This is a genomic window from Phyllobacterium sp. NPDC097923, assembly GCF_044760925.1.
GTDB lineage: Bacteria > Pseudomonadota > Alphaproteobacteria > Rhizobiales > Rhizobiaceae > Phyllobacterium > Phyllobacterium calauticae.
In genome coordinates, this window is sequence record NZ_JBIWBL010000004.1 from 373,840 (window position 1) to 396,754 (window position 22,915).

The 22,915-nt window shown below is 57.1% G+C and carries 20 protein-coding genes and 2 pseudogenes; 10 read left to right on the forward strand and 12 right to left on the reverse strand.

Going from position 1 to position 22,915, the window contains the following annotated elements:
- Nucleotides 1-15: 15 nt before the first annotated feature.
- The 3 genes from ACIQWS_RS20135 to ACIQWS_RS20145 all read left to right on the forward strand — a co-directional run bounded on the left by ACIQWS_RS20135 (nucleotide 16) and on the right by ACIQWS_RS20145 (nucleotide 3,907).
- Entirely contained in the window at nucleotides 16-2,439 is a 2,424-nt protein-coding gene (locus ACIQWS_RS20135; RefSeq protein ID WP_403183504.1) for an FAD-dependent oxidoreductase, read from the forward strand.
- Nucleotides 2,436-3,506, forward strand: coding sequence for a GlxA family transcriptional regulator (locus ACIQWS_RS20140; RefSeq protein ID WP_403183508.1), 1,071 nt, complete (start codon nucleotides 2,436-2,438; stop codon nucleotides 3,504-3,506). The genes ACIQWS_RS20135 and ACIQWS_RS20140 overlap by 4 nt, the downstream gene beginning before the upstream one ends.
- A gap of 110 nt (nucleotides 3,507-3,616) precedes the next feature.
- The gene (locus ACIQWS_RS20145; RefSeq protein ID WP_403183511.1) at nucleotides 3,617-3,907 is read left to right on the forward strand and encodes a hypothetical protein; all 291 of its coding nucleotides are present in this window, start codon (nucleotides 3,617-3,619) and stop codon (nucleotides 3,905-3,907) included.
- An 81-nt stretch (nucleotides 3,908-3,988) separates the two neighbouring features.
- Here the strand turns inward: ACIQWS_RS20145 and ACIQWS_RS20150 are convergent, their stop codons facing one another.
- Nucleotides 3,989-4,135: a DUF1127 domain-containing protein gene (locus ACIQWS_RS20150; RefSeq protein WP_091879693.1), complete on the reverse strand. Its 147-nt coding sequence runs from the start codon at nucleotides 4,133-4,135 to the stop codon at nucleotides 3,989-3,991.
- A gap of 541 nt (nucleotides 4,136-4,676) precedes the next feature.
- On the opposite strand from ACIQWS_RS20150, the gene ACIQWS_RS20155 reads away from it, so the two are divergent.
- The gene (locus tag ACIQWS_RS20155; RefSeq protein WP_403183515.1) at nucleotides 4,677-6,653 is read left to right on the forward strand and encodes an oleate hydratase; all 1,977 of its coding nucleotides are present in this window, start codon (nucleotides 4,677-4,679) and stop codon (nucleotides 6,651-6,653) included.
- Between the two features lie 71 nt (nucleotides 6,654-6,724).
- Nucleotides 6,725-6,820, forward strand: a pseudogene (locus ACIQWS_RS20160) (IS5/IS1182 family transposase); the annotation flags it as partial.
- On the opposite strand, the gene ACIQWS_RS20165 reads toward ACIQWS_RS20160, so the two are convergent.
- The gene (locus tag ACIQWS_RS20165; protein WP_403183518.1) at nucleotides 6,811-7,233 is read right to left on the reverse strand and encodes a DoxX family protein; all 423 of its coding nucleotides are present in this window, start codon (nucleotides 7,231-7,233) and stop codon (nucleotides 6,811-6,813) included. The pseudogene ACIQWS_RS20160 and the gene ACIQWS_RS20165 overlap by 10 nt on opposite strands.
- A 111-nt stretch (nucleotides 7,234-7,344) precedes the next feature.
- On the opposite strand from ACIQWS_RS20165, the pseudogene ACIQWS_RS20170 reads away from it, so the two are divergent.
- Nucleotides 7,345-7,464: pseudogene (locus ACIQWS_RS20170) on the forward strand (Tn3 family transposase); the annotation flags it as partial.
- Between the two features lie 116 nt (nucleotides 7,465-7,580).
- Here ACIQWS_RS20170 and ACIQWS_RS20175 read toward each other — a convergent pair.
- The 8 genes from ACIQWS_RS20175 to ACIQWS_RS20210 form a co-directional block, all read right to left on the reverse strand.
- Nucleotides 7,581-8,024, reverse strand: a complete 444-nt coding sequence (locus tag ACIQWS_RS20175; protein ID WP_403183521.1) for an NAD(P)H-dependent oxidoreductase — start codon at nucleotides 8,022-8,024, stop codon at nucleotides 7,581-7,583.
- Nucleotides 8,025-8,052: 28 nt separating this feature from the next.
- Nucleotides 8,053-9,072, reverse strand: coding sequence for a hypothetical protein (locus ACIQWS_RS20180; RefSeq protein ID WP_403183525.1), 1,020 nt, complete (start codon nucleotides 9,070-9,072; stop codon nucleotides 8,053-8,055).
- A 7-nt stretch (nucleotides 9,073-9,079) separates the two neighbouring features.
- Nucleotides 9,080-10,192, reverse strand: coding sequence for a mannonate dehydratase (locus ACIQWS_RS20185; protein WP_403183528.1), 1,113 nt, complete (start codon nucleotides 10,190-10,192; stop codon nucleotides 9,080-9,082).
- A 17-nt stretch (nucleotides 10,193-10,209) separates the two neighbouring features.
- Nucleotides 10,210-10,995, reverse strand: coding sequence for an SDR family NAD(P)-dependent oxidoreductase (locus ACIQWS_RS20190; RefSeq protein ID WP_403183532.1), 786 nt, complete (start codon nucleotides 10,993-10,995; stop codon nucleotides 10,210-10,212).
- A gap of 18 nt (nucleotides 10,996-11,013) precedes the next feature.
- A complete protein-coding gene (locus tag ACIQWS_RS20195; protein WP_403183535.1) occupies nucleotides 11,014-12,006 on the reverse strand; it encodes an ABC transporter permease in 993 nt (330 codons plus the stop codon).
- Nucleotides 12,003-13,538: a sugar ABC transporter ATP-binding protein gene (locus ACIQWS_RS20200; protein WP_403183538.1), complete on the reverse strand. Its 1,536-nt coding sequence runs from the start codon at nucleotides 13,536-13,538 to the stop codon at nucleotides 12,003-12,005. Before ACIQWS_RS20200 ends, ACIQWS_RS20195 begins: the two co-directional genes overlap by 4 nt.
- 63 nt (nucleotides 13,539-13,601) lie before the next feature.
- Nucleotides 13,602-14,567 (reverse strand): substrate-binding domain-containing protein, encoded by a 966-nt coding sequence (locus ACIQWS_RS20205; protein WP_403183541.1) that lies wholly within the window; start codon nucleotides 14,565-14,567, stop codon nucleotides 13,602-13,604.
- Between the two features lie 98 nt (nucleotides 14,568-14,665).
- Complete coding sequence (locus tag ACIQWS_RS20210) at nucleotides 14,666-15,418, reverse strand: FadR/GntR family transcriptional regulator (protein WP_403183543.1); 753 nt, start codon at nucleotides 15,416-15,418, stop codon at nucleotides 14,666-14,668.
- Between the two features lie 219 nt (nucleotides 15,419-15,637).
- On the opposite strand from ACIQWS_RS20210, the gene uxuA reads away from it, so the two are divergent.
- Together uxuA and ACIQWS_RS20220 are read left to right on the forward strand one after the other, a co-directional pair.
- Nucleotides 15,638-16,822, forward strand: coding sequence for a mannonate dehydratase (gene uxuA / locus ACIQWS_RS20215; protein ID WP_403183702.1), 1,185 nt, complete (start codon nucleotides 15,638-15,640; stop codon nucleotides 16,820-16,822).
- Nucleotides 16,823-16,832: 10 nt separating this feature from the next.
- Nucleotides 16,833-17,525: an RraA family protein gene (locus ACIQWS_RS20220; RefSeq protein WP_403183546.1), complete on the forward strand. Its 693-nt coding sequence runs from the start codon at nucleotides 16,833-16,835 to the stop codon at nucleotides 17,523-17,525.
- A 64-nt stretch (nucleotides 17,526-17,589) separates the two neighbouring features.
- Here the strand turns inward: ACIQWS_RS20220 and ACIQWS_RS20225 are convergent, their stop codons facing one another.
- Nucleotides 17,590-18,834 (reverse strand): Zn-dependent hydrolase, encoded by a 1,245-nt coding sequence (locus ACIQWS_RS20225; protein ID WP_403183549.1) that lies wholly within the window; start codon nucleotides 18,832-18,834, stop codon nucleotides 17,590-17,592.
- Between the two features lie 176 nt (nucleotides 18,835-19,010).
- Here ACIQWS_RS20225 and ACIQWS_RS20230 point away from each other — a divergent pair, with 176 nt between their 5' ends.
- A complete protein-coding gene (locus ACIQWS_RS20230; RefSeq protein ID WP_403183552.1) occupies nucleotides 19,011-20,519 on the forward strand; it encodes an aldehyde dehydrogenase family protein in 1,509 nt (502 codons plus the stop codon).
- 9 nt (nucleotides 20,520-20,528) lie between these two features.
- On the forward strand, nucleotides 20,529-22,010 hold the full coding sequence (locus ACIQWS_RS20235; protein ID WP_403183555.1) for an NAD-dependent succinate-semialdehyde dehydrogenase: 1,482 nt from the start codon (nucleotides 20,529-20,531) through the stop codon (nucleotides 22,008-22,010).
- A gap of 49 nt (nucleotides 22,011-22,059) precedes the next feature.
- Here ACIQWS_RS20235 and ACIQWS_RS20240 read toward each other — a convergent pair whose 3' ends face one another.
- Nucleotides 22,060-22,848 (reverse strand): helix-turn-helix transcriptional regulator, encoded by a 789-nt coding sequence (locus tag ACIQWS_RS20240; protein WP_403183558.1) that lies wholly within the window; start codon nucleotides 22,846-22,848, stop codon nucleotides 22,060-22,062.
- Nucleotides 22,849-22,915 lie beyond the last annotated feature (67 nt).

Below are 22,915 nucleotides of genomic sequence, written 5' to 3' on the forward strand. Positions count from 1 at the left end.
CCGTGGAGCTGACCAGTGCCCATCACGATTCCTTCGCATGCCCGTATCGTTATTGTCGGAGGCGGTGCTATCGGCACCAGCATTGCCTATCACCTTGTCAAAGCAGGCGAGACGGATGTGGTCGTTCTTGAAAAGAACGTGATCACCGCTGGCTCGACCTGGCATGCAGCCGGTCTGATGGGCCAACTGCGCAGCAAGGTGAACCTGACGCGGCTGATGCAATACAGTGCCGAACTCTGTTCCAAAATTGGTGCCGAGACGGGGCAGGACGTCGGCTGGAAGAATGTGGGTAGTTTGCGCCTGGCAGCCTCCGACGCACGCTGGGAAGAATTAAAGCGGGCAGCCACCGCCGCCAGGAGTTACGGCTTCGACATGGAGCTTGTCGGACCTGACGACGTGAAGCGACTGTTTCCGCTCGCCGATACCAAAGACTTACGCGGCGCGACGTGGATTGCCTCGGACGGGCACGTCGACCCTTATTCACTGACACACGCCTATGCAAAAGGCGCCCGGGCAGGCGGGGCACGCATTGTTGAGGGTGTGACGGTTACAGGTTTTACGATCCGGGACCGTCGCATCATCGAGGTTCAGACATCGGACGGCAATATTGGCTGCGATGTCGTCGTCAACGCTGCAGGCCTCTGGGCTCGTCAATGCGGCGAGCTTGCTGGTATCGATCTGCCTGTAACAGTGCTTGAGCACGAGTATTTCGTTACCGATAAATCCCCCCTTGTGCCCGATGACCTCCCAACGTTGCGCGATCCCGATGCCAATTTCTACGTCAAGCCGGAACCCGGTGCCATGGCCATCGGCGGTTGGGAAAAGGAAACGCGGGCTGCCTATGGACTTGGCAAGCTGCCTATGAGCTTTGGGCAAGAACTGTTTGCTGATGATCTTGATCGTATCTCTGACGTGATTGAAGGCGCTGCCAACCGCATTCCAATTTTGGGTGAGCTTGGCGTACGCACCGTCGTCAATGGACCAATTCCCATCTCGGCTGACGGTGAACCTGTGATGGGTCTTGCAGGCAATCTCGATAATTTCTACATCGCCTGCGGCTTTACGTCTGGCATCGCCGCTTCCGGCGGCGCGGGCCGTGCCATGGCCAACTGGATCCTTGAAGGCGATCCTGGCATGGACCTCTGGGCATTTGATCTGCGCCGGTTTGGCCAACCGCATACGGGGCTTGCCTACCTGCGCGACAGCGCCATTGAAGCCTATTCAAAATATTATGCGATCGCCTGGCCGGAAGAAGAGCGCTCGGCCTGCCGCCCGCTGCGCCGTTCGCCGCTTTATCAAACCCTTGCCGATCATGGGGCCGTTTACGGCGCAAAGTTCGGCTGGGAACGACCGAATTATTTTCTCAAGCCTGGTCAACAGAAGCCGCCGCTCGAAACATTCGAGCGTGCACCCAACCGCGAGGTCATCAGCCGTGAACACCGCCTAGTCAGGGAAGGTGTTGCACTCATCGATCAGTCCTCCTTTACAAAGTTCGAGATCTCCGGACCGGGTGCATTTGCCTATCTGCAATGGCTTGCCGCTGCCAATCTGGATCGCGGGACAGGAGCCGTCATTTATACACAGCTTCTCAACAAGCGTGGTGGTATCGAGGCTGATCTGACGATCATGCGTCCGCGCGATGATGTGTTTTATGTGGTGACCGGCTCGGGATTTGGCACGCGTGACGGCAACTGGATCCGCAGCCACATGCCGCGAGATCGCTCGGTCATGATGCAGGATATGACGAGTGCTTATGGCGTCATCAATCTTTGCGGGCCACTTTCCCGGAAGGTACTCGCCAAGGCGAGCGAGGATGATATCGACAACGAAGCCTTTGCGTACATGACCTGCCGAAATATCCGCATTGGCTGGGCGCCGGTGATGGCAGCGCGCGTGACCTATGTCGGCGAACTTGGCTGGGAACTGCATATCCCCGTGGAATACATGTCTTATGTCTATGAAACCCTGCGGACAGCGGGTGCAGAGTTCGGCATTGCCAATGTCGGCTACAAAGCGATCTCCAGCTTGCGCATGGAAAAGCGCTACCTTTATTGGGGAGCAGATATCACCCCCGATGACACACCATTCGAAGCTGGTCTTGGCTTTGCTGTTTCCCTGAAGAAAGGCGACTTTCACGGGCGGGACGCGCTGATTAAACAGCAGGAACGCGGCATCCAGCGCAAGCTCGTTTGTTTCCGCCTTGATGACCCTCTGCCCGTCTATGGCGGGGAAGCCATGATTGCCAGTGGTCGGAGTATCGGCATGACGACGAGCGGTGACTACAGTCACACGACCGGAGCTTCCTTGGTATTTGGCTATCTTGCCGGCGATGATATGGCTCTCACCGAGATCGACGTGGAAGCCTTTGGCCGCCGTAGCCGGGCAATACGTGTCGAACGCTGCATCTACGATCCAACCGGCGAGCGCATACGGCAATGAACAAGCACGCAGTGGAGGCATCGCAGGTAAAGACGCATCTCGATCGCCTCTCCTATGATACAGCTACCGATCCTGGGCTAGGTGCGCGCGCAGTCGTCAGTCTGCAGACCAAACCGACTGTGTTTACCGTGCTCCTGTTCCCGGGATTCTCGCAATTATCGTTGTCTTCGATGATCGAGCCCCTGCGTGTGGCCAACACATTGCTCGGTCTGGAGCAATTCCGATGGCAGCTCGTGAGCATTGATGGTCAGCCGGTAAAGTGCGCCAGCGGCTTCAGCATTGGCGTTGACGGTGACTTTCACACTGAACGCACGAACGTTGAAATGTCCCGTGTTCCCGACCTCATGCTTCTGTGCGCAGGTGAAGGTATCGAGGCCCAATGTTCGTCCGAGGTCAGCGCCTTGCTGAGGCTATGCGTGCGCCAGAAGATTGTGATCTATGCGCTTGGAACGGCAACATGGCTCCTCGCCCAGTTGGGTCTCCTGAATTCCAACCGATGCACCATTCATTGGAACAAGATCCCCGCTCTGTCTGAAACCTTCTATGGACTGAATGTCAACGACGCATTATTTATGCAGGATGGCCCCTTTGTCACCTGTGCCGGAGAGTTCGCGGCTTTCGATCTCGCCATCGACTTGCTGAAACGGCGCTGCAGTCCGGAAACCGTTGCCAAGGTCTGTCAGCACGTCATCGCAGATCGTGGCCGGGCGGGCGACGCATATCAGTATGTTCCGCCGGGACTGCAGTACACCGGCAAGAACGAAAAACTCATTCAGGTTATTCGTATCATGCTGCAGAACATTGAGATGCCCACCGCTCTCGATGACATTCCCCAACAGATCGGCTTATCGAGACGCCAGATTGAGCGGCTTTTTCAGCGCAATCTCGGCACAACACCGGGGCAGTACTATCTGTCACTTCGGCTCGCCCGGGCACGGCAACTGCTGGTATCAACCAACCTTTCCATCACCAGTGTCGCGATGGCCTGCGGGTTCAGTTCATCGTCGTACTTTTCCAACTGCTTTCGCAATGAATTCGGATTGAGGCCGCACGAGGTTCGTCTCTGATCGGGCGGTAGACGTCCTCGAGAAATGCCGGAATTCTGTCATATCGGTCCTGATCGCATCGCAATGAAATCCGATCCTGCGTACTGCCGTTATGAAAGGAAATGTGGATTATGTCGGAAGCGGCGAGTCTTGAGACAGGTACGATCTATATCTTCGGGCCATTGATCGTACTGTGCATGCTGCTTGCAATCCACCACAGGCGCCATACTTTCCCTGCCTCGTACTGGAGCTTGCTCGGCATTACTATTCTTGCGTCACTTCAGATCGACGCCGTTGCCAACTCCTCCGCAACTATCGGCAATGATGGAATTCTTTGCAAGCCAATTGCTGTTATCGTCATGTCTGCCTTCATCCGTGTGATCGCAGCCGTCGGCGTTGTCGTTGGAATAGAATTTCGCTGACCTAGACACATGAGGGCGACACAAAAACGCCCGCGTTGAAAGCGGGCGTCGAACGGCTGTTGGTTCGTTAGTCTCGTGTGATTAGCGAGCGACTGATGCGCGGGCAACACTACGGATATCGGCGCGGTCGATACCCAAATCCTGCAGTTCACGGCTGGACATGCGGCCAAGTTCGGTGACGGTCTGACGGAACTTGAGCCAATTGTTGAAGGAGCGTGCTACGTTCATGATAATTCCCTTTCTGAGGGTTGTCTGACGTCAGCAGCCTTGCTTGGCTCCGGCGTCGTTTCGATGATTGGGATATAGGCCTTTCAATCGGTTTAAAACAGGCACAATCCCTCATTCCACCTATGCATCTGGCGCAATGGTCATGAAGGAAAATGAATCTATTGGATCAAGCATCTTCAAATTTTGAATTGGGCTGGGGTTGTCATATTGATCATTCGTCAAATAGCTTGCAGTAGTTGAGGTTCATGAATAAGCAGGCCCGACGTACAAAAAATCATCCCTTTTCAATTTCAATATGGTTACAAGATAGCCAATCCCACAGTGAGGCGCTTGACGATCAGGTCTTGAGGGAGCTGCGTTCGAACGTTGTGTTACCGTAACACGCTTCCATTGCTTCAATGCATAATCAATTGTTTACTGGGAGTAACTGCCTTCGATTCTGGAGATTACACCAAGCTTTTTTGACGTCACCCGCCATCAAACCGATAAATCCCGCAAAGCATTCAAGCTGGAATTTCAACTCGATACGGAGAAAGGTGCCATGACCAACTCGAACACCACCGCCAGCAAATCCGGCAAGACGTTCACGGTCGAGGCCGATGCCACCGCCGCCTATTGGCACAACAGCGCCGGCAACAGCCTGCCGCCACCCGACATGATGGGGGCGTATATGCGCAACCGCCCGGTCCTGACCGGGCCGGCTGAACGCCGCAAGGCCTGGATCATCGGCAGCGGCATCGCAGGTCTTGCCGCGGCCTTTTACATGATCCGCGATGGCGGCATGGCGGGCGAAGACATCACCATATTGGACACGATGCACATCGAGGGAGGCTCGCTCGACGGCGCGGGCAATCCCGAGGACGGCTATATCGTCCGCGGCGGCCGCGAGATGAACTGGAACTACGATAATCTGTGGGACATGTTCCAGGACGTACAGGCGCTCGAACTGCCCGAGGGCTATAGCGTCCTCGACGAATATCGGTTGGTCAACGACAATGACCCGAACTTCTCCAAGGCCCGGCTCATGCACAAGCAGGGCCAGATACGTGATTTTTCGACGCTGGGCCTCTCCAAATCACAGCAGTGGGAACTGATCCGCCTGATGTTGAAGCGTAAGGAGGATCTCGACGACATCACCATTGAGCAGTATTTCAGCGCGGGCTTCCTCGAAACCAACTTCTGGTATCTCTGGCGCTCCATGTTCGCATTTGAAAACTGGCAGAGCCTGCTCGAGATGAAGCTCTACATGCATCGGTTCCTCGATGCCATCGACGGGCTCACCGACATGTCGGCGCTGATCTTCCCGAAATACAATCAGTTCGACAGTTTTGTTCGTCCGCTGGTAACGCATCTGCGGGAACGCGGTGTGAAGGTGCAGTTCGACACGCGCGCCTACGACCTCGAAATGACCATCGAAGGCGAGGCCCGCACGGTGACCGCTATCCGTGCTCATGTGGGCGGCGCCGATACGACCATTGCCGTTGGCCCCAAGGATCTGGTCTTTGCGCTGACTGGGTCGATGACCGAGGGCACTGCTTATGGCGACATGGACAACGCCCCGGTGCTCGACCGCGGCAGGCATGACCCGGGCGACGCGAGCGATTGGGCACTGTGGAAGAATCTCGCCCGGAAGTCGCCCATCTTCGGCAAGCCCGAGAAATTCTATGGCAATGTCGACGGCTCGATGTGGGAATCCGTGACGCTCACCTGCAAACCGTCGCCCTTTGTCGAAAAGCTGAAAGAGCTTTCGGTCAACGATCCCTATTCGGGCAAGACGGTGACCGGAGGGATCATCACCTTTACCGATTCCAATTGGGTGCTCAGCTTTACCTGCAACCGCCAGCCGCACTTCCCGACCCAGCCAAAGGATGTTCTGGTGGTCTGGGTCTATGCGCTGCTGATGGACAAGGAGGGCAACTTCGTCAAGAAAACCATGCCGGCCTGCACCGGGCGTGAGATCCTGGCCGAGCTTTGCTATCATCTCGGCATTGAAGATCACCTCGACGATGTGGTGGCAAACACCAAGGCGCGCATTGCGCTGATGCCGTATATCACGGCGCAGTTCATGCCGCGTGCGGCGGGCGACCGGCCCCATGTTGTGCCTGCGGGTTGCACCAACCTTGGCCTGATGGGCCAATTCGTCGAGACGTCAAACGATATCATCTTCACAATGGACAGTTCAATCCGCACCGCGCGGGTCGCGGTCTATACGCTTCTGAACCTGCCAAAACAGGTGCCGGACATCAGCCCGACCCAGTACGATATCCGCTCGCTGCTCAAAGGTGCCCGGGCGCTGAACAATGGCGAGCCGTTTCCAGGCGAACGCCTGCTGCATCGTCTGCTGGACAAGACCTATTATGCCCACATCCTGCCGCCGCTGCCCGAACCCGACGCCGCCAAGCGCGGGACGGCCGAAGGCGAACTGACGGGGCTTCTCGGCAAGGGCAACCAGGCGCTCGGCACTGTGTTCGCTTGGCTGGAAAAGATGCGAGAAAACTTCACCACAAACAAGAATTAGGGTTCGCCAGATGACGCGTTAAACAGCCGATTTCAGCGCGGCTCTCTTTTCAAGGATTGCAGCAGGAGGCTTACCGTAAGCGCAATCCGATCTAGCGGTTTTTCTCCAAGCTGAAGCACTTCCGGAGCGTCGCCACACGCTATGACAAGCTCGGCGCTCAGACCCTGCCTTGCCAGCCCGCTCCGAGGGCAAGCACGCTCCCGGGCCCGTGCACGGCAGCAAAGAACAAACCGGCTACAAAAGTGAAATGGTCGACGAAGAAGCCGAATTCGGCCTGGTTGCTGGCCCAGTGCGACGGGCCGTGGAATGTAAATCCGAGGAAGATAACATAAACGGCCGCGACCATCGCCGCCGGAGTGAAAACGGCGCCGGTCAGGAAGGCAATGACCAGCAGCATTTCGAGGATCGCTGCGCACCAGGCCAGAAACAGCGGGAACGGGAAGCCGGCGGCGGCGATGTAGCTTGCCGTCGCACCCATATCCATGAATTTGAAGGAGACAGCCATCAAAAAGACAGCGGCGAAGATAATTCGGGCAATGAGAATGGCGGCAGTCTGCCAGACCGTTTGAGCGTTTTCCATGATGAACCTCCGGGTTGAAGCGGTTGATGCTGCAAGGACGGCCAACATAGGGGGATTCCGACAGGGCTGGGAAAATTTGTTTTGCCGGTCGCGTCGAGCGGACGCAGTTCAAACTGGATTCTGAACGCCAATCTGCAACGCCGCACCCAGATCCAGCCCAACAAGGGCAAGGCCCATCACGCGCTGAAACGTGCCATCAGCTTTCATCAGCGCGGCGAAATCGGCGACCGTGAAAATCCCATCCAAACGGCCACGGTGGTTCAACCTCATAATCCCCTTTTGCAGTAAAAGAAGCCGCGGACTGGATTACGCTTGGCATGAAGCAATCCACTGTGTTCGACCTCAGGTCAGTTATCAGGCGGCCGCCGAGCCCACCCGAAAGCAGCATTGGCAGCCTCAGCCTCGATTTGACCCTGGAACTTGTCCAGGAAGTCATCTCGCCCGATCTCGCCCAAATCAACTGCCTTTGCTCCACCTGCCGCAATGAATGTCACATCGGTAATACCGATGACGTTCAGGATCAGGCGCAGATACTGGGTTGCGATGTCTCGATCGCGGATTGGGGAACCTTCGGTGTAAACGCCCCCGGAAGCCATAAGCACAGTAGCCCTCTTGAATTTCAATGGGCACTGACGAGAATAGTCCATGTGATGGATCTTGTCGGGCACTACTTGCAGCCGCTGAGGTAAAGGTTTCATTTCTTCAGGGATCGGTTCAGGAAAATGGTTGGTAGACAGAACAAAAGAATCCTCCTCACTCCAAACATAAACAGTGATGGAGCGGGCATTCATTCAACGGCATTGATGCAACAGATATGGTTCAACAGGTTGCTTCGACCGATATTCTATACCGGGTAATAAAAGCATCGTCTGGATGAAACGTGATCGACGTTGCAGTGCCTGCGCGGTTAATCGGATTGGATGCGGCCGAAATGCCGGGACCAAGATCAAAGGCGGCGCAGACTGGCTCGACGCCGAGGGCGAGATGGTTCCCGTTCCATGGATAAGCGCGGCGGCCCCGGTTGCTGTACCAGAGCAGGACACTGGGAAAATGCTCCTTTTGCCAGTGCAATTGCACGCGAAAGCCCTCATCGCGGTAGTGAAGGGCTAGCGAGCCGCCGATATCGGTGAGTTGCAGCAGATCCTCGGCCTGGCCCGCAAACGGCACGCGGGCGGCATCAACCGGTTTGCCCTCTCTGGTCGTCACGCCTTGCAGGGCGGGCCAGCTCGCGTCCTTAGCAAACAGCGTCGCGCCCGGTTCCACGTCGCCGGGAAAGCTGCGGACCGCGCCGTGAATTCCCGGTTCGATCTCGACAGAACCGGTTCGTGGTGAAAGCCGGAATGTGGGATGCAGGCCTATCGGAAGGTTGCATGTCCTTCGAACCTGGACTTCCAGCGTGATGTCAATAGCAGTTGCAGCCGGATCCGGTGTGATGCAGCGCCGCACCGAGCTGACCGGATGTTCGGCGGGGTACTCGCATTGCAGCATGATCCGACTGTCATCACAATCACCCCAGTCCCAATGGGCGTTCGAGCTGTGACCGTGCGGCACGTCGGCTCCGTTGACCGTCTCGCCTGTCGCATTCCAGCCAATGGGCAGCGTGCGCCGGCCATCGCTGCCGAATGGTACGCAAGGCCATTCTCCCCGAAGTTCCCGCAGGATCGGGGGGAGAATATGGCGATCCGGATCATTTCCCCATGGCGCGATATGGAAAGGACTGATCTGTCGCCCATCCGGCAGCATGAAAAGGACGGGCCCGAGCATTGCGCCCAGCGACTGTACGCTCAGGCAGCCATGGGCCCAGGCCAATGCCCGTCTCGTCGTTGGCGTAACGCTCATCCGCAGGCTATTCCGCAGCCATATCGTGGGTAACGGAGCGGGAGGACCCCAGGGCATCGGCGTTTTGCACCAGTGCACGCATATAGCCCAGAGCAAAGGCCTTTCCGGCATGCCAGGATGCCGAGCACGCCATGGCGGGCGTGTGGTCGGGGATCATCACACCCTGATAATTTTCATCGCGCAGGATACGGACGATCTCGGCCATGTCGATATCACCTTCATCCACGAAGGTTTCTACGTAACGCGGCATCTTGCCCCTCACATTGCGGAAATGGATGTAACCGATCCGGCCGGAACGAGCAAACCGGCGTACATGGTCGTAGATATCGCCGCCGGGCATTTCCTGGAGTGAGCCAAGGCACAACTCCAACCCATTGGATGGGGAGTCGACGAGCGCCATCAGCCGATCATACTTTTCCGGACGGTTGACAAGCCGTGCCGTGCCACGCAATTCCTCAGCGGGTGGATCATCCGGATGCGCGGCGAGCACCACCCCCGCTTCCTCGGCAACGGGCACGAGTTCCCGCAGGAAGCGTGCAAGGCGATCCCAGATCTCCGCGTTGCTGGCGGATGCCGGCCGGGCGCCTTCTACGCCGTTGCGGTAGCGCATGTTCCAGACCATGCCATCGGGAATGGGTGCATTCGGATCGGGCGCTGCTGCCGGGTCGACACCGAAGCCTACGGATTCGGCATTGCCGCGCGCGTAAGGACCGCGCGTCCAGCCATAGACGCCCGCGAGCGAGAAATTATAGCCGATACACGGCACACCGGCACGTCCGGCATCGCGGATCAGTTGTTTCAGCGCTTCGATCTGCGTGGCGCGTGCTGGTCCATCAAGAAGAATGTCGTGCCAGAAGCGCGGCGAGAAATTCTCGATGGCCGCAAGTTCCAGACCGGCGGCGCGTACATCCCGCACCAGGGACGACAGCTCTTCATAGGTCCACAGGCGATCCCCGGAACAATCGCCCCAGCCACCGTCGGTCCCGCTGTCGATCTTGGGGTCCTTGCCGGCGAAATAATTGGTCAGATGCGCCACAATGTGGGTTGCACCAGCTTGCAGCGCAAACCGGTAATTGTCCGGCGTGAGCTGTTCACGGTAGAGGCCAAGGCCAATTTTCATCTTCGTTTCCTGTTTCATCAGCGGACACCGATACCGGCTGTCAGCCCGCCATCAATGCGGAAGTCCGACCCGGTGATGAAGCTCGCCCGATCAGAGGCGAGGTAGGCCACCAGTTCAGCAACTTCCTCCGGTTCACCGATGCGGCCGATGGGATGGGCTGCCCCGAAGCGGGCAAAGGCTTCCTCCTCGCTCACGCCTTCGCCGCCATAGGTGCGGGCAGCAAGCGACAGAAGAGGTGTGCGGACGGAGCCGGGACTGACCGAATTCACCCGGACCTTGGCACCCGCATGATCGAGCGCCATGGCGCGGGTCAGCGCGTGAATGGCTCCTTTGGATGCGACGTAAGCGGCCACGTTCTGCTGGCATGCATGTCCCTGTACCGAGGAAATGTTGACGATTGCTCCGCCACCGCGTTTGACCAGTTCCGGTATGCCGAAACGGCCAGTCAGATAGATGGAGCCGACATTGACGCCGAGGCACCTGCTCCACGTCTCGAAACTTGTGTCCAGCACGGTGCCGAATGGGTGAACGGCGGCAGCATTGACGATGATGTCGAGACCGCCATGCCGCGAGACGGCATCCGCCACGGCAGCTTTGACCTCTTCTTCCACCGATACGTCGGTCAGCCGCGTGGCCATGGACAGGTTGCGCTCTTGCGCAATCCGGTCGAATGCGGCGTTGGCCGCCCTGCCGTTGCCGCAGGCCAGCACCCGCGCGCCTGCGGATGCAAGCCTGATGGCGGAGGCAAGACCGATGCCGGAGGTACCGGTGACCAGCGCCGTCTTTCCCGAAAATTCTGTCATATCCATTTCCAGTCCCATTTAACGCACGCGCTCCAGCACCTGATTGAGAAGAACAGCGCCGAGGATGATCCCGCCACGCACGACGTATTGCCAATATTCGCTGACGTTCATGAGCGTCATGCCGTTTGAAATGCAGCCAAGGAACAACACCCCGATCAGGGTTCCCCAGATGCGGCCTTTGCCGCCAAAGAGTGACGTTCCACCGATGATAACAGCCGCGATGACATCAAGCTCCATGCCCGTGGCCGTGGTCCCCGTTCCAGCACCGATCTGCGATGCGATGAGCGTTCCGGAGATCGCCGTCAGGGCCCCTGTCAAACCGAGGGTCAAGGCTTTGACTTTCCAGATGTTGATGCCGGAAAGCCGTGCAGCTTCCATATTGCCGCCAACCGCATAGACCTCGCGGCCAAAGCTTGTGTACTTCATCAGGAAATGCATCCCGGCAAAGGTGATCGCCAGAATGTAGACCGGGAAGGGGATGCCGAAGAGATAACCGCCGCCAAGGAAATCAAAACCGTCCGGGAAGGTAGACAGCGGAAAGCCGCCGGTGATGAGATTGGCGATCCCGCGCAGTGCCGCAAACAGGGCAAGCGTGGTGATGAAGGTTGGCACGTTGAACCATTGACGGAATTTACCGGTAAGATACCCGAGGCTAAAGCCTACACCGAGCGCCACAAGGAAGCCGAGGATGACGGCATTCCAACCGCCGATCGCGTCGGCAAATCTATCTGCGAACCAGGCCACGATGCAGCCCGCCAAGGCAGCGCCTGCACCGACCGAAAGATCGATTTCGCCTGATATGATAACCGCTGTCATGCCGAAGGCGATAATGCCGAGCATGGCAACCGTCCGCAGCACATTCAGGAGATTGGCGACCGAGGCAAAGCCCGGTGCCATCAGAATGAGAAAGACCACCACGCCTGCCAGGATTATCTCCATGGGATAGGCCTTGAGGAAACGTAGGGGTGCACTTTGCCGGCTGTGTTCCGCAGCCTGTGTAATGATTGTCATTGGGAAACCCCTTCCATGCACAGACGGTAGAGTTGAGTAAGATCGAGTTGGGTGGGGTCCACTTCTGCCACCACGGAGCCGTGATGCAGAACGAGAATGCGGTCGGACACTTCCAACACCTCTTCGAGTTCTGTCGATACGAAGATGCTTGCAAGCCCCTCGGCGGCCTTCTGCCATATGATGTCAAAGATCTGGCGCTTGGCCTGCACGTCGACGCCGCGGCTCGGTTCATCGAAGAACATGACGGAGGGACTGGTATTGAGCCATTTGCCAATCACCACTTTCTGCTGATTGCCGCCGGACAGTGACGATACGGGCAATTCCGGATCACCGCATTTGATGGTCAGGTCCGCGATCTGCCGCGCGATATGCGGCTGCTCGCGCCGCCGCGAAATGAAACCCTTGCGTGCGATGGGTCCGAGGCTGGCCATGCAGAGGTTGTCAGCCGTCGACAGGGATTGGACAAGTCCGACCTCCTTGCGGTTTTCAGGGGTATAGCCAAGACCGGCGGCGCGCATCTCGCGCGGGCTTGCGCCCGCCATGGCACGGCCGTCGAGCTTGACTGTCCCGCTATCGGCCTGATCGGCACCAAAAATTGCGCGCATGAGTTCGGTTCGTCCCGAACCCAGCACGCCCGCAATTCCAAGGATTTCGCCGCGATGCAGATCGAATGATACGTCGTGAAAATGGCCGGAGCGGCTGAGATTGCGCACTTCCAGCAATGGGTTGTCGCGATTGACTGCCTTACGCGGAGGGCGGGTTGTTCGGGCCGCATCGCCGAACATCATGCCGATGATCTCGGAAGGCGTTGTCGAGCGCATTTCGACAGAGCCGATATAGTGGCCGTCGCGGATCACGGTGCAGGTATCTGCAATCTCGAACAGCTCGCTCATGCGATGTGTGATGTAAATCATCGTAACGCCCCGCGCGCGCAACCGGTCGATCAGGGCAAAGAGCTGTTTGACCTCCTTTGAGGCAAGGGCTGATGTTGGTTCATCCAGCAACAGGATCGAAGGATTGAAGGACATTGCCTTGACGATTTCGACAACCTGTTGCTGCCCGACGCTGAGTTCCGAAACCGGTTTGCGGGAGTCGATCGTAAGCCCCATATCGGAAAGCAGGGCTGTTGCCCGCTGGTGCAGGCCTTTCCAGTCGACCATGCGCAGCCCGGCCCGGCGCATGTGGGGCAATCGGCCAAGGAAGATGTTCTCACCCACCGAGAGTTCAGGAATGAGCGACAATTCCTGATGGATCGTGACGATCCCGGCATCGAAGGCATCGTGCGGCGAGGTGAATGTCTGGTCCTTGCCGTTGACATTGATCGTGCCGGTCGTGGGATCGACAACCCCGGCAAGCAGTTTGATCAGTGTTGATTTGCCTGATCCGTTCTTGCCCATCAGCGCGTGGACACGGCCGGGCGTGAAAATGTGCGTGAACTCTGACAGGGCTACGGTCGTACCATAGCGCTTCGTCACGGATTGAAGCGCCAGCTGCCCGACAGCGCTGCCTGCATGGGGGGTGGAGTGTATCATCGGCAATTTCCGGTTGATCTCGGCGAAAGGCTGGCAGGGCGATTGGAGCCCTGCCAGACGATTTCACTTGAGCGCCTTCAGGCCTTCCTTATAGGTGGTGACACCCGCGGCATTGACCCGGGTGAGTGGCAGGACAGGCACGCTGACCTTGGCCTCGACCGCCTTGCCTTGCAGGAGATTTTGCGCTGCCTCGACCGCCTGGCGGCCAACCTCGAGCGGCTGCTGCGCCGTCGTGGCCTGAAGCACGTTGTCCGCATTGAGAAGCATATTGGCCAGCTGTTCGGACCCATCGGTACCGAAGACAAAAACCTTGCCTTCAAGCCCTGCCTTTTTCACGGCCTGGACGGCGCCAATCGTGCCGCCTTCATTGGCGGCATAGATGATGCGGATATCGGGATTGGCGGTCAGCATGTCACTGGCAACGGCAAGGGCTTTTTCGGCGAGCCAGGCATCCTGCTGCGAAACGATGTCAATCTGGTCAGAGACCTGGCTGAGGAAGCCTTCAACGCGCGCATTCGACTGCTCCGGCAGGAGCGCCTTGAACGCGAGCAGGCCAGCCTTGATCTTTTGTCCCTTGCCGATAGTTTTGATGAATTCGGCGGCGGCCTGTCCTGTGCCAATGCCGATATCGCGATCCGAGCTCGTCACGCTGGCCTGTGCCACATCGCCATTGGCCGAGGTGCCATAAGTGACGACAACGATGCCGGCATCGCGCGCCTTCTTGAGGGCCGGGACGGAAGCGTCGGCCGACAGGGGTGCCACCACGATCGAGCCCACGCCGCGTGCAATGTAGGTGTTGATCAGCTGGGCTTCCTTCTCGAGCTTGCTGTCGCTGTTACCGGCCAGAAGTTCATCACCAGCGGCCTTGGCGGCCTTTTCCATGCCGATCTGTATGCCGCGGAAATACTGGTCCTGCTGGAAGACGATTCCGGCGATGGCCTTGCCACCCGCAAAGGCAGAGCCGGGCGCTAAGCCAAGTCCGACCAAGAGAGCAGCTGCCGCAAGGACGTGGCGCTTTGTATTTAACATGTCAGGTTTCCTCCCATTTTACCCTTATTGATACGCCGGACCAGCGGGTAAAAGGTCCGGTTCTAGCGCACCATCGCTGGACGATGCTGCCGGAGCATTCATGCCGGCGTCGTTGCCTTCTTGTCTGCGGACGGTTCACCGACAAATTTGAGGCCGAACTCCAGATGACGGCTCATCAGATAGGTGTAGGCAATCCGGTCGCGTGCTCTCAACGCGTCGATGATCTCGTTGTGGGTTTCATACGTCGCCGACTGGATGGGTCGCTCTGCCTTGCCCAGGCGCATGACCTCCTCGATGACCGAACGCATCATGCGATAGGCTGCAAGTGTCGTCCGGTTGCCTGAAAGCTCGACAATACCCTCGTGAAACTCATAATCGTACCGGGCGGCCTCCCTGTCGTTCTGCGCAGTCAGAATTCGGGCGTTTGCCGTAGCCAGGCGGTCAAAATCCGCGCTGGTGGCGTTGAGAATGATATGATCGCCGACACCGGTCTCCACGATCCGGCGAAACCCCTGCAGGTCGCGGAAGGAATCGGGCGATATGCCGTTGTGAAAGGCGAAAAGCCGACGGATAGCTTCGCCATGGCCGTCGCTGATGACGGCGCCAACTTTCGGGCGGGTCTCAATCAGCCCATAGGCCCGCAGCACCTGAAGCGCTTCGCGTACGGTGTTGCGCCCCGCCTGAAACAGTTCACCCAGATCACGTTCCGTGGGCAAGGCATCGCCGATACCCAGGCTTCGTTCCGCAATCATATCCCGGATCTGCTTGACCAGCCTGTCGACCGCAGAGGTTTTCTCCCCGTCGGCAGCCCCGGCATCTGCGCGGGCGTCGTTCAATATCGAGTTGTTCAAAGGCATCTCCTCCGATGCAAGTTCTTATTTGTTGGTCCAGATATGAAAATTAGTCAAGACCATGGTTGTGAAATTTGACAATTTCATCCATTTTCTTCAAGTTTTCACGAAATTATGAGTTATCTGACTCCGAATAGATTGATACACAGATGCTATTGCAGGTTTTGGTCCAACAATATAAAGACCTGCAGAACAGCAGGGAGGTTGTGAATGAACGCGATGGAAGAATGCTTTCGCTGGTATGGTCTGACTGATCCGGTGCCGCTCAGCCATATCCGGCAGGCTGGAGCCACGGGAATCGTTTCCGCTCTTCACCACATCTATGACGGCTCGCCATGGTCCGATGACGAGATTCTTGCGCACAAGGCGCTCATTGAAGCGGCAGGACTGCGCTGGAGCGTTGTCGAAAGCATTCCGGTCCACAATTCGATCAAACTCGCAACGCCCGAAAGTGCTCGCTACATCGATTGGTACAAGGACACCATAAGGGCTCTCGCGCGCTGTGGCATGCGGGTGGTCTGTTACAATTTCATGCCCGTGGTAGACTGGACGCGCACGGAACTGATGCATCCACTACCCACCGGTGGTTACGCGCTTCGTTTCGACGCTGTGGATTTCGCGGCCTATGATCTCTTCGTCCTGAAGCGTCCGCGCGTCGAGGAAAGCTATTCCTCGGCTCAGATCGCTACGGCGCGTATTCGTTTCGATACTATGGATCAGGCAAGAATTGACCGCATAGAGCGGAATCTCATTGCGGGGTTGCCGGCAACCGAACGCCAGTTCAACCGTGCGACCTTTCTCGCGGCACTGGCTGAATATGATGGTATCGATTCTGATGCTCTGCATGCCAATCTGGCGCGGTTTCTTGCGGAAATCGTCCCGGTGGCCGAGGAGGCCGGGGTGCGGCTTTGCATCCATCCGGACGATCCGGCATTTCCCCTCTACGGATTGCCCCGGATTGTTTCCACGTCCGACAATGCACGCCGGATATTGGCTGCCGTTGACAGCCCGGCGAACGGATTGACCTTCTGCACGGGATCGTACGGCACGCGCGCCGAAAACGATCTTCCCGCCATGGTACGCGAATTCGGTCCCCGCATTCATTTTGCCCATCTGCGCAATGTCCAGCGCGAGGATGACGGATCGTTTCACGAGGCCGATCATCTCGGCGGCTCAAGCGATATGCCGGCAGTCATTCTGGCTCTCCTGCAGGAACAGGAGCGCCGGTGCGCCGAGGGCCGCGCCGATTGGCAGATTCCAGTGCGCCCGGACCACGGGCATCTTCTCGCCGACGATATCGGCAAGGAGAGGATCAACCCCGGCTACTCGCTTATCGGCCGCCTGAAAGGCCTGGCGGAAATACGCGGCGTCATGCAGGGAATTACCGTAGCGGCAAAACAGTGAAGGCAGAACAATGAAAAATTTCGACAACGACACCGATCTGTTTGCTGCTATGCGCAGCAAGCTCTTCACTGCCGTGGTGGGTGATATTCTCGATACGATGGGCCTGCAGCATCAATTCCTGCCACCGCAAATCCGGGCACTGCGCGATGATATGGTGGCTATCGGCAGAGCCATGCCCGTGCTTGAGGCGGATTTTTTTGCGGTTGCCGACGAAGGCGGGCATGCGCAAATCAGCCGGAAACCGTTCGGGTTGATGTTTCATGCCCTCGACAGTCTGAAGCCGGACGAAATCTACGTCTGCTCCGGTGCCTCGCCACGCTATGCGGTCTGGGGCGAGCTCATGTCGACGCGGGCGCTGCAACTCAAAGCGGCCGGAGCCATATGTGATGGCTATTGCCGCGACAGCCGCGGCATCCTTGACCTCAATTTTCCAACCTTTTGCTATGGTTCCTACGCTCAGGATCAGGGACCAAGGGGCAAGGTTGTGGACTACGGGTTACCGATCGAGATCGCCGGGATCAGAATCCGTCCGGGCGATATTCTCTTCGGTGATCGCGACGGTGTGCTTGTCATTCCACGAGAGGCCGAACACGAGGCGATCCGGCTCGCATTGGAGAAGGCGGAAACCGAGAGCAAGGTGCGCCTTGCCATAGAAGCGGGGATGACCACGGTTGAGGCTTTCGAGCGTTTTGGCGTGATGTAGATGAATTCCAGATTTCGGGTTCTTGAAGTGGTGAAGGCGTATGGTCTTTACTGAGGGTGCTGAGCTATGGCCGCGACGCTGGGAGTGCCAGGGCCAATACCATGTCAAGGAGAACGTTGGTGCCTGCTGATACGTGTTCCGGTTCGGCATATTCGCGCTCGTTGTGGCTGATACCGTCGCGGCATGGAACAAATACCATTGTCGTCGGTACAATCCGCGCAAGATTGAAGGCATCGTGCCCGGCCCCTGAAACGATATCGAGTGAGGGGTAACCGCGGACACCCGCACGTTCACGGGCCAATGCTATCAGCGCAGCATCAAAATGAACGGCGGGAGAATGCCAAATTGCCCGGCAGTTTGTCTGAACGCCCTTCTGGTTTTCGTTCAATGTTACGATACCTGATTGAAGCCAGTCATGCATTGCCGATAGCACATCGTCATCGGGATGGCGCAGGTCAACCGATATTGAAATTCGGCCAGGGACGACGTTCATTGATCCGGGCGCTGCTTCAATTCTACCTATCGTACTGCGTGCCTGTTCATCGGTACGGCCAACTGCCTGAACCAGATCGATAATTCGGGCCAAAATGGGCGTCGGATCTCGCCGCCGATCCATCGGAACGGGGCCAGCATGGGTTTCATCGCCGAGGATCGTCAGTTCATACCACCGGATTCCTTGTCCACCGGTAACAATTCCTATGGTCTTGTTGTGATCTTCCAGTACCGGTCCCTGCTCGATATGCAGTTCGATATATTTGTCGATTGCATGAGACCCAGGCGAAAGGCCATCGAGATAGTCATTCTTCCTGAGTTCATCCCTGACGCTGATGCCGGCCATATCTTCTGTTGCCAGCGCTTCATCGAGTGATTGAATGCCGCAATGAACCCCAGACCCCATCATGGCAGGATGAAACCGGGCTCCTTCTTCATTGGTCCAAACAGCAACTTCGATGGATTGCGCGGTCTCAATACTATGGTCTTCCAATGTTTCCAGAACCTCGAACCCAGCTAGAACACCAACCACACCGTCAAAACGCCCGCCATTTGGCTGCGTATCGAGATGGCTACCCATCACCAGCGGTTTCGCCGCTTTGTCCCTGCCCTCCCGCCGAACAAACAGGTTTCCGATCTGATCATAGACATGGCTGAAACCACGATCCTCCACCCATGACAGAAACAGGTCCCGGCCTCGCTGGTCATCGCTTGAAAGCGCCAGTCTCCGCGATCCCTGAAGCGGAATCTCACCAACGGCTGCCATGTCCATCAACCGCGACCAGAGGCGGGTCTCGTTAACCGAAAGCTGAGGCATTCCCACTCACCCTATCCTTGTTCCCACGAGAACCGCTGCCGACAATTCACATATCAACAGCGGCAATCTGCGTGTTTGGGTGTGATGCTTCCAGTCCCCTATTTGGGTGACTTTCGAAGGTGCAGACCTGCGCATAGCTTTCCGTTGAACGTTTTTCCCAACTGAATGGAGAGCACATGCTCGATGGGACCTCAACCGATTGGCATGCCATTGCGAAGAGCCTTCGTCCCGACACCAGGCTACTGATTGATGGAAACTGGTGCGATGCTGCCGATGGGTCATTGTTTGCTTCGATCAATCCGAGCACCGACGAAGAAATTGCCAGAATATCTTGCGGTAATGACAAGGATATCGCGCGCGCAACTGGCGTCGCCAGAAAGCGATTCCGGCAAGGTGTCTGGTCACAGATGCCCTCGCGGCAACGAATGGACGTGATCTACCGCTTTGCAAACCTGATTGAGAGCAATGCCTCGACATTTGCCGTGCTCGATACGTTGGAGATGGGCAAACCCATCTCCGAAATGCTCTCGATCGATGTACCGGCGAGCGTGCTGACACTGCGGTTTATGGCGGAATGCATCGACAAGATCGGTGGTGCGTGCCCCAACACGGATCTCGGGTCTCTGCACTACATTCTTCGTCAGCCTTTGGGCGTCGTGGGGTGTATCACACCTTGGAACTACCCTCTCATGATGGCCGTCTGGAAGATTGCACCGGCACTGGCGGCAGGCAACAGTGTGGTTCTGAAACCGGCTGAAGATGCGTCGTTGAGTGCACTTCTTCTTGGCCGACTGTTTCTGGAGGCAGGCGGACCGGATGGCGTGCTCAATGTCGTGCCCGGTCGCGGTCCGGTGGCGGGCAAGGCATTGGCATCATCGATGGAGGTGGACAAGATTGCATTCACCGGGTCGACCGAAGTCGGACGGTTGATGCATCAGTATGCCTCAGTATCGAACCTCAAAAAGGTTTCCACGGAACTCGGCGGAAAATCCCCCCAGATTATTCTCCAGGATGCCCGCAACTTGCAGAGCGTGGCGGAATGCGTGGCTGACGGCATATTTGCCAATCAGGGCGAGGTTTGCTCTGCGGGATCGCGTGTACTTGTCGGCAGAGCCATACACGATGAATTCTGCGAGCTCCTGAAAGAGGCAACCCAGCGAAAATATCAGTCCGGCGATCCCCTTCTTCCCCAAACCACGATGGGCCCTCTTGTAAACAGAGGGCATCAGTCTCGCGTGCTAGCATGCATCGATTCCGCTCATTCGCAGGGTGCCAATCTTCTCCTCGGCGGTGCTGCTGACAAGGAAGTGCCCACGGGATGCTTCGTGTCCCCGACAATCTTCTCCGATGTGCGCACCGATATGACGATTGCCCGTGAAGAGGTGTTCGGTCCCGTATGCGCGGTTATTGCACACGACGGACCAGAACATGCGGTGGCCATCGCCAATGACAGCCCGTACGGGCTTGCCGCCGGAATCTGGACCCAAAATCTCGGCAATGCGCACCGTATCGCCCGCGACCTCGAATGCGGAATGGTGTGGGTCAACGGATATATGAACGGTGATATGACCCAACCCTGGGGCGGATGGAAACAATCAGGTCAGGGCCGGGACAAATGCATGGACGCATTGTTGGAAAACACCCAGACAAAGTCGGTGTGGGTGACACTCGATTCAGCGAATTAAGAGCTTCCCATGACCATTAGCGAAACACTCCTCGCCAGATTGAAAAACCCCTCGCTATTGATGGCAGCCAGCTATGTAGCGGGTAAATGGGCTTTTGAAGCGATCAGCGGCTCGCGTTTTCAGGTTACAGATCCGGCAACCGGCGAGTTGCTGGCTGATTTGCCGGATTTAGGGCCTGTAGAGACGTCAAATGCCATCGATACGGCCCACAGCGTGCAACGGCAATGGGCGGCTAAAACGGGTAAGGAGCGTGCCGCCATTCTGCGCAGACTCTTTGACCTGATCGTCGCCAATACCGATGATCTGGCGGCGATTGTCACTGCGGAAATGGGAAAACCTCTGGCAGAAGCGCGCGGAGAAATCCTCTACGGTGCATCCTATCTCGAATGGTTTGCCGAAGAAGGAAAGCGCATCAATGGCGATGTTCTTACCTCACATCAGGATGACAAGCGGCTGTTTGTGATCAAGCAACCGATCGGCGTGACGGGAGCAATTACTCCGTGGAATTTTCCTCATGCCATGCTGGCACGCAAACTCGCGCCCGCTTTGGCCGTCGGCTGCGCCATGGTCGCCAAGCCTGCAGAACAGACACCCCTTTCAGCGATTGCCCTCGCGGTTCTCGCCGAACGCGCAGGCCTTCCAGCCGGGCTGTTTTCGGTCGTAACGGGGACGGATGGGCCGGCGATCGGTCGTGAAATGTGCTCAAACGAGAAATTGCGGAAGCTGACATTCACCGGTTCGACCGATGTGGGGCGCATCTTGCTGCGTCAGGGCGCGGATCAGGTTATGAAAATGTCGATGGAACTGGGCGGCAACGCCCCTTTCATCGTTTTTGATGACGCGGATGTGGACGCTGCAGTCGCAGGGGTATTGCTGTCAAAATACCGCAACAACGGTCAGACTTGCATCTGTGCCAACCGCATTTACGTACAAACGGCTGTTTACGACACTTTTGCCGCAAAGCTTGCAACGACGGTTGCTGAACTGGAATTGGGCAGCGGCTTTGCACCGGGCGTCACCATGGGGCCCCTGATCGACGAAGCGGCAGTCATCAAGGTTGAGGAACATGTCGCCGATGCCGTGTCCAAGGGTGCTGTTGTCCTGGCGGGTGGAAAGCGCTCGCCTATTGGCAATCTGTTCTATGAACCGACCATACTGACCGGAGTGACGAGCAGCATGAGGATTGCCAGGGAAGAAACATTTGGGCCAGTAGCGCCCCTTTTCTTGTTCGATACCGTCGAAGATGTGATCGAGCAGGCAAACGCCACGGAATTTGGTTTGGCCGCATATTTCTACTCGCGCGACCTGACCAGAGTGTGGCGTGTCGCCGAAGCGCTGGAGTTCGGAATGATCGGTATCAACACCGGATTGATCTCGACCGAGACGGCGCCGTTTGGCGGTGTCAAGCAATCCGGCCAGGGGCGTGAAGGCTCGAAGTACGGAGTTGAAGACTATCTGGAAATGAAATTTCTCTGCCTTGGCATCTCATGATGAAGGGCCTGCATTTTTAAGTAGACCGAACAGCGCCTTCTTGCCGAAATCAGGAGAATGCCACCATTCCCGCTTCAGCGTCCATCGGAGGAAAAGCCTGGGCCGCGATGAACATGGAGAACAATTCTCCCTGCGAGGAGATTTTCAGTTTGGCATATATGCGCTTGCGATGAACCTTGACCGTCTCGGGGCTGTTACCCAGCAATCGTGCAATGGACTTTGTCGAATGTCCTTTCAGCATCAATCGAACAATCTCCGCCTCGCGGGTGCTCAATCTTGCGCTGCCACAGCGGTCAAAAGTTGGTCCCATGTCAGGCAATGAGCGGTAAATTGGGGCTTCCGGATTGGGCCAATGTTTGTGGCATAGCGCCGATATAACGGGCAATAAAGCATCCAACTGCTTGGTGGCATCGGGAGCGCAGCACGCATTGGTGTTGCGCTGGCCGAGTGACAAAACAATACTGGTGCCGTTCCCGGCGCCAATGAAAATTGTCACCTCGTCACGCAGGCCAATATCCGAATAGAACATCTTGTAATATTCGGTTGTTTTAAAATCGTCCGGCGCGCATTCATCAAGGGTAACGACACAATCCCGGATATCCGACTTGAACAACCCGTAAAAGGGGTCGAGCAGATACGCATAACTGAGATAGGGACCAATCGTGCGCCGCGTTGCCTCGGCATCGAGATTTGAATAGAGCTGGCGTGGTGGCAGATCCTGCGAAAAGATCGAGATGAAAATGCTGTCAAAGTTGAACACACTCAGACAAAGATTGCCGAGCAGCTCGGGAAAGTCGTCACGGCCGACGGCCGTGACTGCATTGGCGATATAGGTCATCTGGTTCGTCGTGGAATTGTCCATTCGAATGCTCCACCTGTGGTGCTTGCTTGGAAGGAAAACCGAC

Coding starts and splice junctions, on each gene's coding strand:
- ACIQWS_RS20145 (WP_403183511.1), top strand. CDS start 3,617: ATGTCGGAAGCGGCGAGTCTTGAGACAGGTACGATCTATATCTTCGGG.
- ACIQWS_RS20155 (WP_403183515.1), top strand. CDS start 4,677: ATGACCAACTCGAACACCACCGCCAGCAAATCCGGCAAGACGTTCACG.
- ACIQWS_RS20180 (WP_403183525.1), bottom strand. CDS start 9,072: ATGAGCGTTACGCCAACGACGAGACGGGCATTGGCCTGGGCCCATGGC.
- uxuA (WP_403183702.1), top strand. CDS start 15,638: ATGGAAGAATGCTTTCGCTGGTATGGTCTGACTGATCCGGTGCCGCTC.
- ACIQWS_RS20230 (WP_403183552.1), top strand. CDS start 19,011: ATGCTCGATGGGACCTCAACCGATTGGCATGCCATTGCGAAGAGCCTT.
- ACIQWS_RS20150 (WP_091879693.1), bottom strand. CDS start 4,135: ATGAACGTAGCACGCTCCTTCAACAATTGGCTCAAGTTCCGTCAGACC.
- ACIQWS_RS20225 (WP_403183549.1), bottom strand. CDS start 18,834: ATGCCTCAGCTTTCGGTTAACGAGACCCGCCTCTGGTCGCGGTTGATG.
- ACIQWS_RS20185 (WP_403183528.1), bottom strand. CDS start 10,192: ATGAAAATTGGCCTTGGCCTCTACCGTGAACAGCTCACGCCGGACAAT.
- ACIQWS_RS20165 (WP_403183518.1), bottom strand. CDS start 7,233: ATGGAAAACGCTCAAACGGTCTGGCAGACTGCCGCCATTCTCATTGCC.
- ACIQWS_RS20240 (WP_403183558.1), bottom strand. CDS start 22,848: ATGACCTATATCGCCAATGCAGTCACGGCCGTCGGCCGTGACGACTTT.
- ACIQWS_RS20200 (WP_403183538.1), bottom strand. CDS start 13,538: ATGATACACTCCACCCCCCATGCAGGCAGCGCTGTCGGGCAGCTGGCG.
- ACIQWS_RS20235 (WP_403183555.1), top strand. CDS start 20,529: ATGACCATTAGCGAAACACTCCTCGCCAGATTGAAAAACCCCTCGCTA.
- ACIQWS_RS20220 (WP_403183546.1), top strand. CDS start 16,833: ATGAAAAATTTCGACAACGACACCGATCTGTTTGCTGCTATGCGCAGC.
- ACIQWS_RS20140 (WP_403183508.1), top strand. CDS start 2,436: ATGAACAAGCACGCAGTGGAGGCATCGCAGGTAAAGACGCATCTCGAT.
- ACIQWS_RS20205 (WP_403183541.1), bottom strand. CDS start 14,567: ATGTTAAATACAAAGCGCCACGTCCTTGCGGCAGCTGCTCTCTTGGTC.
- ACIQWS_RS20190 (WP_403183532.1), bottom strand. CDS start 10,995: ATGACAGAATTTTCGGGAAAGACGGCGCTGGTCACCGGTACCTCCGGC.
- ACIQWS_RS20175 (WP_403183521.1), bottom strand. CDS start 8,024: ATGAATGCCCGCTCCATCACTGTTTATGTTTGGAGTGAGGAGGATTCT.
- ACIQWS_RS20195 (WP_403183535.1), bottom strand. CDS start 12,006: ATGACAATCATTACACAGGCTGCGGAACACAGCCGGCAAAGTGCACCC.